The sequence below is a fragment of the Paenochrobactrum sp. BZR 201-1 genome (assembly GCF_044987585.2).
Taxonomy (GTDB): domain Bacteria; phylum Pseudomonadota; class Alphaproteobacteria; order Rhizobiales; family Rhizobiaceae; genus Paenochrobactrum; species Paenochrobactrum pullorum.
Genome location: NZ_JBJDRZ020000007.1, coordinates 81,157 through 93,532, shown reverse-complemented (window position 1 = coordinate 93,532; position 12,376 = coordinate 81,157). Strand labels below are relative to the sequence as shown.

The 12,376-nt window shown below is 50.7% G+C and carries 11 protein-coding genes; 1 reads left to right on the top strand and 10 read right to left on the bottom strand.

What is annotated here, in order from left to right; genetic code table 11:
- Positions 1-10: 10 nt before the first annotated feature.
- The 9 genes from rplB to rpsL all read right to left on the bottom strand — a co-directional run bounded on the left by rplB (position 11) and on the right by rpsL (position 7,156).
- A complete protein-coding gene (gene rplB, locus ACI0FR_RS06560; RefSeq protein ID WP_404905975.1) occupies positions 11-844 on the bottom strand; it encodes a 50S ribosomal protein L2 in 834 nt (277 codons plus the stop codon).
- 20 nt (positions 845-864) lie between these two features.
- On the bottom strand, positions 865-1,158 hold the full coding sequence (locus tag ACI0FR_RS06555; protein ID WP_184218700.1) for a 50S ribosomal protein L23: 294 nt from the start codon (positions 1,156-1,158) through the stop codon (positions 865-867).
- On the bottom strand, positions 1,155-1,775 hold the full coding sequence (rplD, locus tag ACI0FR_RS06550) for a 50S ribosomal protein L4 (protein ID WP_374830722.1): 621 nt from the start codon (positions 1,773-1,775) through the stop codon (positions 1,155-1,157). Before rplD ends, ACI0FR_RS06555 begins: the two co-directional genes overlap by 4 nt.
- On the bottom strand, positions 1,775-2,497 hold the full coding sequence (gene rplC / locus ACI0FR_RS06545; protein WP_374830720.1) for a 50S ribosomal protein L3: 723 nt from the start codon (positions 2,495-2,497) through the stop codon (positions 1,775-1,777). Before rplC ends, rplD begins: the two co-directional genes overlap by 1 nt.
- A 26-nt stretch (positions 2,498-2,523) precedes the next feature.
- Positions 2,524-2,832, bottom strand: a complete 309-nt coding sequence (rpsJ, locus tag ACI0FR_RS06540; RefSeq protein ID WP_002964363.1) for a 30S ribosomal protein S10 — start codon at positions 2,830-2,832, stop codon at positions 2,524-2,526.
- A 63-nt stretch (positions 2,833-2,895) separates the two neighbouring features.
- Positions 2,896-4,071, bottom strand: a complete 1,176-nt coding sequence (gene tuf, locus ACI0FR_RS06535) for an elongation factor Tu (RefSeq protein WP_374830718.1) — start codon at positions 4,069-4,071, stop codon at positions 2,896-2,898.
- Positions 4,072-4,130: 59 nt separating this feature from the next.
- Complete coding sequence (gene fusA, locus ACI0FR_RS06530) at positions 4,131-6,215, bottom strand: elongation factor G (protein WP_404905976.1); 2,085 nt, start codon at positions 6,213-6,215, stop codon at positions 4,131-4,133.
- A gap of 30 nt (positions 6,216-6,245) precedes the next feature.
- Positions 6,246-6,716, bottom strand: coding sequence for a 30S ribosomal protein S7 (rpsG, locus tag ACI0FR_RS06525; RefSeq protein WP_374830714.1), 471 nt, complete (start codon positions 6,714-6,716; stop codon positions 6,246-6,248).
- A gap of 68 nt (positions 6,717-6,784) precedes the next feature.
- Complete coding sequence (gene rpsL / locus ACI0FR_RS06520) at positions 6,785-7,156, bottom strand: 30S ribosomal protein S12 (protein WP_184218718.1); 372 nt, start codon at positions 7,154-7,156, stop codon at positions 6,785-6,787.
- Positions 7,157-7,634: 478 nt separating this feature from the next.
- Here rpsL and ACI0FR_RS06515 point away from each other — a divergent pair, with 478 nt between their 5' ends.
- Positions 7,635-7,949, top strand: coding sequence for a hypothetical protein (locus tag ACI0FR_RS06515; protein WP_374830712.1), 315 nt, complete (start codon positions 7,635-7,637; stop codon positions 7,947-7,949).
- A gap of 107 nt (positions 7,950-8,056) precedes the next feature.
- Here ACI0FR_RS06515 and rpoC read toward each other — a convergent pair whose 3' ends face one another.
- Positions 8,057-12,259, bottom strand: a complete 4,203-nt coding sequence (gene rpoC / locus ACI0FR_RS06510) for a DNA-directed RNA polymerase subunit beta' (protein WP_404905977.1) — start codon at positions 12,257-12,259, stop codon at positions 8,057-8,059.
- Positions 12,260-12,376 lie beyond the last annotated feature (117 nt).

Genomic DNA, 12,376 nt, shown 5'->3' with positions numbered 1-12,376 from the left:
ACTACCTCTCTTATTTCTTACGCTGATGGCGTGAACGCATGATGAACTTGTCGGTTGACTTGTTCGAACGCGTTTTCTTGCCTTTGGTTGGCTTACCCCAAGGGGTAACCGGATGACGACCACCGGATGTGCGGCCTTCACCACCACCGTGTGGGTGATCAACCGGGTTCATAGCAACACCGCGAACGCCAGGACGCTTACCGCGCCACACCGAACGACCGGCTTTACCGTCGTTGATATTGGCATGATCCGGATTGGATACAGCGCCAACAGTTGCGAAACATGCACCTGGAACCAGACGCTGTTCGCCCGAGTTCAAACGCAAAATTGCCATGCCCTGGTCACGACCAACGAGCTGTGCATATGTACCGGCTGAACGAGCAATCTGACCGCCCTTGCCTGGCTTCATTTCCACATTGTGGATAATGGTACCAACTGGCATGGATGCCAAAGGCATTGCGTTACCTGGCTTAACGTCAGCGGACTGACCGGCGATAACTTTATCGCCGACTGCCAAACGCTGCGGAGCCAGGATGTAGCTCTGTTCACCATCTTCATAGCGGATAAGCGCAATGAATGCGGTACGGTTTGGATCGTATTCCAAACGTTCAACCGTTGCTGACATGTCGTGCTTACGACGCTTGAAGTCAACGAAACGGTAGGTACGCTTGTGACCACCACCCTGAAAACGGACAGTGATACGACCTGTGTTGTTACGACCGCCCTTCTTGGACAAACCTTCGGTCAATGCTTTGACCGGCTTGCCTTTGTAGAGCTCTGAACGATCAACGATGACCAGCTGGCGCTGACCTGGCGTGATCGGATTAAAGTGCTTGAGTGCCATTGTCTTTACTCCACGGCCTCTCAGAGACCAGTCGAAACGTCGATGCTCTGGCCTTCAGCCAAAGTTACGATCGCTTTCTTGACATCGCTCTGGCGTCCAACAATGCCGCGGAACCGCTTGACCTTGCCTTTACGCACAGTGGTGTTAACCGCAGTTACTTTCACGCCAAACAGCGCTTCAACCGCAGCTTTGATTTCCGGCTTCGTCGCTTTACGCGCTACGTTGAAAACAACCTGGTTATATTCGGAAACCATGGTTGATTTTTCAGTAATCACCGGGCTGACGATGACGTCATAGTGGCGAAGATCTGTCATTTGAAACGCTCCTCGAGAGCTTCGACCGCCGCCTTGGAAAGCACGAGCTTGCCACGACGAAGGATGTCATAAACATTGATCCCCTGCACCGGCAAAACGTCGATGTTCGGGATATTCGAAGCAGCGCGCTTGAAGTTGACATCAATCTCTGCGCCGCCGATGAGCAGTGCATTTTCGAGGCCGAGCTTGGCAAACTGTGCAATCAGCAATTTAGTTTTTGCTTCGTTTGCAGCCAGATCGTCGATGATAATCAGGTCTGATGTCTTCAACTTAGCGGAAAGGGCATGACGAAGACCAAGTGCACGCACTTTCTTCGGCAATTCGTGGTCATGGCTGCGAACAACCGGACCATGCGCCTTACCACCACCACGGAACTGTGGAGCACGAGCGGAATGGTGACGGGCACGGCCGGTACCTTTCTGCTTGTACATTTTTGCACCGGTACGGGCAACCTCACCGCGTGTAAGCGTTGAGTGGCCACCCTGCTGGCGACGTGCCAGCTGCCAGCGTACAACACGCTGCAGGATGTCATCACGCGGATCAAGACCGAAGATTTCTTCGTTCAGCTTGACCTTGCCGGCATCCTTGCCTTCAAGAGTTGTAATCGTGAGATCCATTATTCGGCTCCCTCAGTCGCGACGGCATCCACCGCTGCATTATTCGCGCTTGAGCGCAGGGCAGCTGGTTTAGGAGCATTTTCAGGCAGCGATACTTTAACAGCATCACGAACCAAGATCCATGCACCTTTTGAACCTGGAACAGCACCGCGAACCAGAATAAGACCGCGGTCGGTATCAGTTGATACGACTTCGATATTCTGAGTGGTTACGCGGGTCTGACCCATGTGGCCAGCCATTTTCTTACCCTTAAACACTTTACCCGGATCTTGACGCTGACCGGTAGAACCGTGTGAGCGGTGAGAAACAGAGTTACCGTGTGTCGCACGTCCACCACCGAAGTTGTGACGCTTCATAACACCGGCAAAACCTTTACCGATCGTGGTTCCTGTTACGTCCACTTTCTGGCCCGCAACAAAATGTTCCGCCGTGATTTCGGCGCCGACATCCAAAAGGTTGTCAGGAGATACGCGGAATTCCGCAACTTTAGCCTTAGGCTCAACTTCAGCTTTCGCGAAATGTCCGCGCAGAGCTTTGGTTGTATTCTTCACCTTGGCAAGTCCTACGCCAAGCTGAACAGCCGTATAGCCGTTTTTTTCTTCAGTACGCTGAGCTACTACGTGGCAGTTCTCCATGCGGAGTACTGTCACCGGTACATGTTCGCCAGCGTCGTTATAGACGCGGGTCATGCCCAGCTTTTGTGCAATAACACCTGAACGCATCGGTTCGTTCCTTCCGTCCTCAAGCCTTACAGCTTGATCTCGACATCAACACCTGCGGACAGATCCAGCTTCATCAGCGCATCTACAGTCTGCGGGGTTGGGTCAACGATATCGAGAAGACGCTTGTGCGTGCGCATCTCGAACTGCTCGCGGCTCTTCTTATCGATATGCGGCGACCGGTTAACTGTGAACTTTTCGATCCGTGTTGGCAGAGGGATCGGTCCGCGCACATTGGCACCGGTACGCTTGGCAGTCGACACGATTTCGCGGGTCGAAGCGTCAAGGATCCGATGATCAAACGCCTTAAGGCGAATGCGGATGTTTTGACCGTTCATTTCATCTGTTCCTTGTTACGAGGGACGTTTCATATAACAGGAAACGTCCCTGCACAATTATTATTATTCGATGATGGAAGCGACGACGCCTGCACCAACGGTGCGGCCACCTTCACGGATAGCAAAGCGGAGCTTTTCTTCCATAGCGATTGGCACGATCAGCGCAACATCAACCGAAACGTTGTCGCCTGGCATAACCATTTCAACGCCTTCTGGCAAGGTCACAATACCGGTAACGTCAGTGGTACGGAAGTAGAACTGAGGACGGTAGTTGGTGAAGAACGGAGTATGACGGCCGCCTTCTTCCTTGGTCAGAATATAGGCTTCTGCCTTGAACTTGGTGTGTGGCTTAACGGAACCTGGCTTGCACAGAACCTGACCACGTTCAACGTCTTCACGGCCAACACCACGAACCAGTGCACCGATGTTATCACCAGCCTGGCCCTGATCGAGCAGCTTGCGGAACATTTCAACGCCGGTAACAGTTGTCTTGCTGGTAGGACGAATACCAACGATTTCAACTTCTTCACCAACTTTAACGATACCGCGCTCTACACGACCGGTAACAACTGTACCACGACCGGAGATCGAGAACACGTCTTCGATTGGCATCAGGAACGGCTGGTCAACTGGACGCTCTGGTGTCGGGATGTAAGCATCAACTGCTGCCATCAATTCGCGGATTGCGTCTTCACCAATGGTCTTGTCTGAATCTTCCAAAGCAGCAAGAGCAGAGCCCTTAACAACTGGAATATCATCGCCTGGGAAGTCGTATTTCGACAGAAGTTCACGAACTTCCATTTCAACCAGTTCAAGCAGTTCAGCATCGTCAACCTGGTCAACTTTATTCAAGAAGACAACGATCGCAGGAACACCAACCTGACGAGCAAGCAGGATGTGCTCACGGGTCTGCGGCATCGGGCCGTCGGCTGCGTTCACAACGAGGATCGCGCCGTCCATCTGAGCCGCACCGGTGATCATGTTCTTAACATAGTCAGCGTGACCTGGGCAGTCGACGTGTGCGTAGTGACGGTTTTCGGTTTCATATTCAACGTGCGACGTTGAAATGGTGATACCACGTGCTTTTTCTTCCGGTGCAGCATCGATCTGGTCGTATGCGCGGAAGTCACCAAAGAATTTGGTGATAGCAGCTGTCAACGAGGTCTTACCATGGTCAACGTGACCGATGGTGCCGATGTTAACGTGCGGCTTATTACGTTCAAATTTACTCTTAGCCATCTGAGCTCTCCATAAGTTTAGCCTGCTCAGGCATTCTTGATTGACTTACGTAAAATGAATTACGCAAACTTTTTCTGGATTTCCTGTGCAACCGCAGCCGGTACAGGATCGTAGTGATCAAACTGCATCGTGTACTGTGCGCGGCCTTGTGACATCGAACGAAGGTTGTTCACATAACCAAACATGTTGGCCAGTGGAACCATTGCGTTCACGACAGTGGAAATGCCGCGGGCTTCTGTGCCCGAGATCTGACCACGACGTGAATTCAGATCACCGATTACATCACCGACATAATCTTCAGGAGTAACAACTTCAACCTTCATGATCGGCTCAAGAAGCTGAGCGCCTGCCTTCTGTGCACCTTCACGGAATGCTGCACGAGCAGCAATTTCAAAGGCCAGAACGGAGGAGTCAACGTCGTGATACGCGCCGTCGATCAAAGTTGCCTTAACGCCGAGCATTGGGAAACCAGCAAGAGGACCCGCACCCATAACGCTTTCGATACCCTTTTGAACGCCAGGGATGAATTCCTTAGGAACCGCACCACCAACGATCTTGGAGTCAAAGATAAAGTCATCGCCATCATGTGGTTCGAAGACAATTTTAACACGAGCGAACTGACCCGAACCACCAGACTGCTTCTTGTGGGTATAGTCAATTTCTGCCTGACGGGTGATGGATTCACGGTAAGCAACCTGTGGAGCACCCACGTTTGCTTCTACCTTGAATTCACGCTTCATACGGTCGACGAGAATGTCGAGGTGAAGTTCACCCATACCTGCGATGATGGTCTGACCTGATTCTTCATCGGACTTAACGCGGAATGAAGGATCTTCAGCAGCCAGACGATTGAGTGCAATACCCATCTTTTCCTGATCAGCTTTGGTCTTAGGTTCGATCGCAATTTCGATAACTGGATCTGGGAATTCCATACGTTCCAGAATAACAGGCTTCAGCGGATCGCAGAGCGTGTCACCGGTTGTGGTTTCCTTCAGACCAGCCAAAGCAACGATATCACCGGCAAATGCTTCTTCCACATCTTCACGGCTGTTTGAGTGCATCTGCAACATACGGCCAATGCGCTCACGCTTGCCTTTTACTGTATTTTCCAGCGACGTACCCTTGGTCAATTTACCAGAGTAAATACGAGCAAATGTCAGTGTACCAACAAACGGATCGTTCATGATCTTGAATGCGAGCAGTGAAAGCGGCTCATCATCTGAAGATTCACGTGTTGTTTCTGTTTCTGTCTTAACGTCGATACCCTTAATTGCAGGCACTTCGTTAGGAGCAGGAAGGTAGTCTACAACTGCATCGAGAACTGGCTGAATGCCTTTGTTCTTGAACGCGGTACTACAGAGAACCGGATGGAATTCTACAGCGATTGTACCCTTACGGATCAATGCACGCAGCTCATCATTGGTCGGCATTTTGCCTTCCAGGTAAGCTTCCATTGCAGCTTCATCTACTTCAACAGCAGTTTCGATCAGCTTTTCACGGTATTCTTCAGCCTGCTCTACGAGGTGAGCTGGAATATCACCAACCTGAGTCGGCGCACCAATTGTGCCATCCCAAGTCAAAGCCTTCATTTCGACGAGATCAACAACGCCTTCAAATTCGTTTTCCGCACCGATTGGCAGCTGGATAACGAGTGCAGTCGCACCTAGACGGGTTTTGATCATATCAACGCAACGGAAGAAGTCTGCGCCGATCTTGTCCATTTTGTTTACAAGAACCATGCGTGGTACATGGTACTTTTCAGCCTGACGCCATACGGTTTCAGTCTGCGGCTCTACACCGGCATTCGCATCGAGAAGTGCAATCGCACCATCGAGTACACGCAAGCTACGCTCAACTTCAATGGTGAAGTCAACGTGACCCGGAGTGTCGATGATGTTGAAGCGACGCTTCTTGCCATCACGGCCCTGCCAGAAAGTTGTTGTAGCAGCAGAAGTAATCGTAATACCGCGTTCCTGCTCCTGCGCCATCCAGTCCATAGTAGCGGAACCGTCGTGGGTTTCGCCAATCTTATGGTTTTTACCGGTGTAAAACAGGATACGTTCCGAAGTCGTGGTCTTACCGGCATCGATGTGAGCCATAATACCAAAGTTACGGTAGTCTTCGATTTTATATTCGCGGGACATGTTTTCTGCTCTTTGAATAGAGTTCGATGATTACCAACGGTAATGCGAGAAAGCGCGGTTCGCCTCAGCCATACGATGCGTATCTTCACGCTTCTTAACAGCCGAACCACGGTTGTTAGCTGCATCAAGCAACTCACCGGACAAACGATCAACCATAGTGGTTTCGTTACGGCCGCGAGCAGCATTGATCAACCAACGGATCGCCAGCGCCTGACGGCGATCTGGGCGAACATCAACCGGAACCTGATAGGTTGCACCACCAACGCGACGCGAACGCACTTCAACGTGCGGAGCTACGTTATCAAGCGCCTGATGGAACAGGGCAAGCGGCTCCTGCTTGGCTTTCGCTTCGATCGCGGACAACGCGCCGTATACGATACCTTCAGCAGTCGATTTCTTACCATGAAGCATTACTGCATTCATGAACTTGGTGATGACGAGATCTCCAAACTTTGGATCCGGATTGATCTCACGCTTCTCAGCTTTATGGCGTCTAGACATTTATTCTAGTCTTTCAATTACATCGGGCTCAACTCGCCGGAATGGCGGCCGGTATCCCCGGAAAATTCTCATTTAGGGCGCTTAGCACCATACAGCGAACGACGCTGTTTACGGTTTTTAACACCCTGTGTATCAAGCACACCACGGATGATGTGATAACGCACACCCGGCAAATCCTTTACGCGGCCGCCGCGGATCATAACCACGGAGTGCTCCTGAAGGTTGTGACCCTCACCCGGAATGTAGCCGATGACTTCAAAGCCATTGGTCAAACGGATTTTGGCAACCTTACGAAGAGCCGAGTTAGGCTTCTTAGGGGTTGTGGTGTAAACGCGGGTGCAAACGCCACGTTTTTGTGGATTTGCCTGCAAAGCAGGCACTTTATTACGCTTTACCGGCGCAGTGCGCGGCTTGCGGATCAACTGGTTTACGGTAGGCATAGCACCTTCCTCTTTCAAAAAACTCGTATCTCTGCCCAATTGGGCCGTTTCTATGCTATAAACATGCACAAATTCGGGTATAGCGTACCTAGCGGTATCCATCCCGAACAAAAGCAGAGGAAACTAACAGTTTCATGCGAACGGCAAGTTGCATTTCGTAAGTAAAACGAACCCTGTTTGAGATGAACTTCAAGGTGAGTCACCTCGAAAAAGCCTGTCTCACATCGGCTCAGATGGGCTGCTGATACGCGTTTAACACTCCCGCGTCAAGGTCTGCGGCTTAACTTTCTTAAAACAGGCACTCTGTTAAGGAATTTTTAACGAATTGGGCAGCGCAAACCATGCCGAAAAGCGGGGGACCGGTGATTATTTAGCATCGTCAACGATGTTTTAACCATTTAGGATGGCGATCAGCCGCAACAAAAGCTATTCAACCACGACTGAGTCGAAAAGCAACTGTAATTTCAAGGAATCCACAATGTCGTCCACAACTGAAACGCCGAAAACAGAACTTCCGGTTCATCTTATCATTGCCGATGTCTGGAACGAAGGCAGCGATGAGTCGATTGAAGTTCACCTTCTCCTCACCAACAAAGAAGATGAAAATCTGGTTGATCTCGCTTTGAGCATTCTGGCTGAGGAAGGTTATCATGAGGCCGAACTTCTCGAAGTTGGCACAATTGAAGATCAACCGGATGAAGAACCACATCGCAGCGCATGGGAAACAGCGCGTAGCGGTGAGGTTGCCCTGATCGAATTTGATGGTGACGATGAGGAAGAAGACGAAGAATAAGCCTTGCTTCACAAACAAAAAAAGACCGCCCTCGCCGGCGGTCTCTTTTTATGTCTGATAAGAGCATGAAAAAAGCGGCCTGAAATTCAGACCGCTTTTTTTATTTTTTATTCAGCAGCGCCTTTGGTCATATCAACCAACATGGCGTCTGCGCTGACAGAACCGGAGGATTTCTTGCGCTCGTCGATGATCAGTTCATCGCGGGCCGAAGCGATCCGGCGGATCTGGTTGGTCATGCCACCGGTACCTGCCGGGATCAGACGACCAACAATCACGTTTTCCTTCAGGCCCTGCAATGTGTCCATCTTACCAGCAACAGCCGCTTCGGTCAGAACGCGGGTTGTTTCCTGGAAGGATGCAGCAGAGATGAACGAAGGTGTCTGCAACGAAGCCTTGGTAATACCCAAGAGTACCGGAGTACCAACACCTGGCTTCTTGCCTTCTTCGATCAGACGATCGTTGATTTCATCCAGTTCAATGCGATCAACATGATCACCAGGGATGTAACCGCTATCGCCGGACTCGGTGATTTCAACTTTCTGCAACATCTGACGTACGATGACTTCAATGTGCTTATCGTTGATCAACACGCCCTGCAGACGGTAGACTTCCTGAATTTCATTGACCAGATAGGACGCCAGCGCTTCAACACCCTTAATAGCAAGAATGTCGTGTGGTGCCGGATTACCATCGAGAATGTAATCACCCTTTTCGATCGCGTCACCATCCTGGAGATGGAAAGGCTTGCCCTTAGGGATCAGATATTCTGCTGGTTCAATCGTGCTGTCACTTGGCTCAATAACAATACGACGCTTGTTTTTGTAGTCACGACCGAAGCGGATTGTACCATCGATTTCAGCGATGATCGCATGATCCTTCGGACGACGTGCTTCGAACAATTCAGCAACCCGCGGCAGACCACCGGTAATATCCTTGGTCTTGGCACTTTCAAGCGGCAGACGCGCAATGACGTCACCGGCTTTAACCGTCGCACCTGGCTCAATCGAAAGAATTGTCTCAACTGAAAGCTGGAAGCGGGCTTCACCACCCTTTGAAAGTTTCGCGATCTTGCCGGACTTATCCTTGATGATAAGCGCAGGCTTCAGATCTGCACCACGTGGTGTTGAACGCCAGTCGATAACAACGCGCTTGGTGATCCCGGTTGATTCATCGGTGGTTTCCTGAACCGAGAGACCATCAACGAGGTCTTCAAATTCAGCAATACCTTCAACTTCGGTAACGATCGGACGGGTATATGGATCCCATTCCGCAATACGCTGACCACGACGAACTGCATCACCTTCATCCACGAACAAGCGTGAACCGTAAGTAACACGATGGCTTGCACGCTCCTTGCCGGAAGCATCAATGATGAGAACAGCCATGTTACGACCCATGACAACCAGCTGGCCGTCAGAGTTACGAACCACGTTGCGGTTACGCAACTGGACTGTACCTTCATAAGAAGCTTCAAGATAAGAACTATCAACAACCTGCGCTGTTCCGCCTAAGTGGAACGTACGCATGGTCAGCTGTGTACCAGGCTCACCAATGGACTGAGCCGCGATAACACCAACTGCTTCACCCTGGTTAACCGGAGTACCGCGTGCAAGGTCACGACCATAGCACTTGGCGCACACGCCGTTACGTGTCTGACAGGTCAGAGCCGAACGGATACGGATCGACTGGATACCAGCTTTTTCGATCTTATCGACGTCGTATTCTTCAATCATACGACCGGCTTCAACAATGACTTCACCCGTCAGCGGATGCAGGATTGCATCGAGTGCTGTACGGCCGAGAACGCGCTGACCAATGGAGGCTACAATCTGACCGGCATCGACGATAGGCTGCATGGTCAGACCAATATCAGCACCACAATCAACTTCCGAGATGATCGCATCTTGAGCCACGTCAACAAGACGACGTGTCAAGTAACCGGAGTTCGCGGTCTTCAACGCCGTATCGGCAAGACCCTTACGGGCACCGTGTGTGGAGTTGAAGTATTCGTTAACGGTCAAACCTTCTTTAAAGTTCGAGATAATCGGCGTTTCGATAATCTCACCTGAAGGCTTGGCCATCAGACCACGCATACCGCCGAGCTGACGCATCTGGTTGACCGATCCACGCGCGCCGGAATGCGACATCATGTAGATCGAGTTCATCTGCTTCTGACGACCGGTTACCGGGTCGAATTCAACGGCTTTAATACGAGCCATCATTTCTTCGGTAATCTTGTCAGTCGCCTTACCCCAAGCATCAACAACCTTGTTGTACTTTTCGCCCTGAGTAATCAGACCGTCATTGTACTGCTGTTCATATTCGGTGGCGAGCGCTTCAGTGTCGGCAACGATCTTCGCCTTGGTGTCAGGAATGACCATGTCATCCTTACCAAAGGAAATACCCGCGCGGCACGCATGTGCAAAGCCAAGCTGCATCACACGGTCACAGAAGATCACTGTCTCTTTCTGGCCGCAATGACGGTAAACCAGATCGATCATCTTGGAGATGTTCTTCTTGGTCATTTCCTGATTGCAGGTGTCGAATGGAACATTGACGTTCTTCGGCAGCAATTCACCCAAAATCAGACGACCTGGTGTGGTGTCATAAATCTTGGAAACCGGATTACCTTCTGCATCAACGGTCTTGTAGCGACCTTTGATTTTCGTGTGCAGTGTAATCACTTTGCTTTCCAGCGCATGGTGCAATTCGCCCATATCGGCGAAAATCATGCCCTCACCCGGCTCTTTATCCGCAACAATCGACAGATAATAGAGACCGAGAACCATATCCTGTGAAGGAACAATAATCGGCAGACCGTTTGCAGGATGCAGAATATTGTTGGTCGACATCATCAGAACGCGTGCTTCAAGCTGTGCTTCAAGCGACAGCGGCACGTGAACAGCCATCTGGTCACCGTCGAAGTCAGCGTTAAACGCAGTACATACGAGCGGGTGCAGCTGGATTGCCTTACCTTCGATCAACACGGGTTCAAAAGCCTGAATACCAAGACGGTGAAGTGTTGGCGCACGGTTCAGAAGAACCGGATGCTCACGGATCACTTCATCAAGAATATCCCAAACTTCCGGACGTTCTTTTTCAACCAGCTTCTTCGCCTGCTTAACAGTTGAAGAGAAGCCTTTGGCGTCAAGACGTGCATAGATAAATGGCTTGAACAGTTCCAGTGCCATCTTCTTCGGCAAGCCGCACTGGTGCAATTTCAGTTCAGGACCGGTCACGATAACTGAACGACCGGAATAGTCGACGCGCTTACCGAGCAAGTTCTGACGGAAACGACCCTGCTTACCTTTAAGCATGTCGGACAAGGACTTCAGCGGACGCTTGTTGGCACCGGTGATCACGCGGCCACGACGACCATTGTCGAACAGCGCATCAACAGCTTCCTGAAGCATACGCTTTTCGTTACGGATAATGATGCCAGGCGCACGCAGTTCGATCAAACGCTTCAAACGGTTGTTACGGTTGATCACACGGCGGTAAAGGTCGTTCAGATCGGAAGTCGCAAAACGACCACCATCAAGCGGAACCAGAGGACGCAGATCCGGTGGGATAACCGGAACAGTCTTCATGATCATCCATTCAGGACGGTTGCCCGATTCCATGAAGTTTTCAACGATCTTCAGGCGACGCATCAGCTTCTTGGTTTTCAGTTCTGATGTCGTTTCAGCCAATTCCACGCGCAGGTCAGCAGCGATCTTTGCCAGATCCATAGCGGCCAGCATTTCGTAGATTGCTTCTGCACCGATAAGAGCTGTGAACTGATCTTCACCGAACTCGTCAACCGCGATCATATATTCTTCTTCTGAAAGCAACTGATGCTCTTTCAGTGAAGTCAGACCTGGTTCGGTAACGATGTAATTTTCGAAGTAGAGTACGCGCTCAATATCCTTGAGCGTCATATCCATCAATGTACCGATGCGGCTTGGCAGAGATTTCAGGAACCAGATATGTGCAACCGGAGCCGCGAGTTCAATATGACCCATGCGCTCACGACGTACGCGTGATAATGTGACTTCAACGCCGCATTTTTCGCAAATGATGCCTTTGTATTTCATACGCTTGTACTTACCGCACAAGCATTCGTAATCCTTGATCGGGCCAAAGATGCGCGCACAGAAAAGACCATCGCGTTCAGGCTTGAACGTACGATAGTTGATCGTCTCCGGCTTTTTGATCTCGCCGTATGACCAGGACAGAATCTTCTCAGGGCTGGCGATCGAGATTCTGATGGAATCGAACGTCTGCGCCGGAGCCTGAGGATTGAAAAGATTCATGACCTCTTGGTTCATGCCGTTCTCCTTGAGGGCGATCCGCCGCCCTTTGTGTCGTCAGCGATGCAGGAGGATACCTCATCACCGTAAATAGAATTCGCTAACTAATGCCGTTTAAACTGACAATACGGGCGC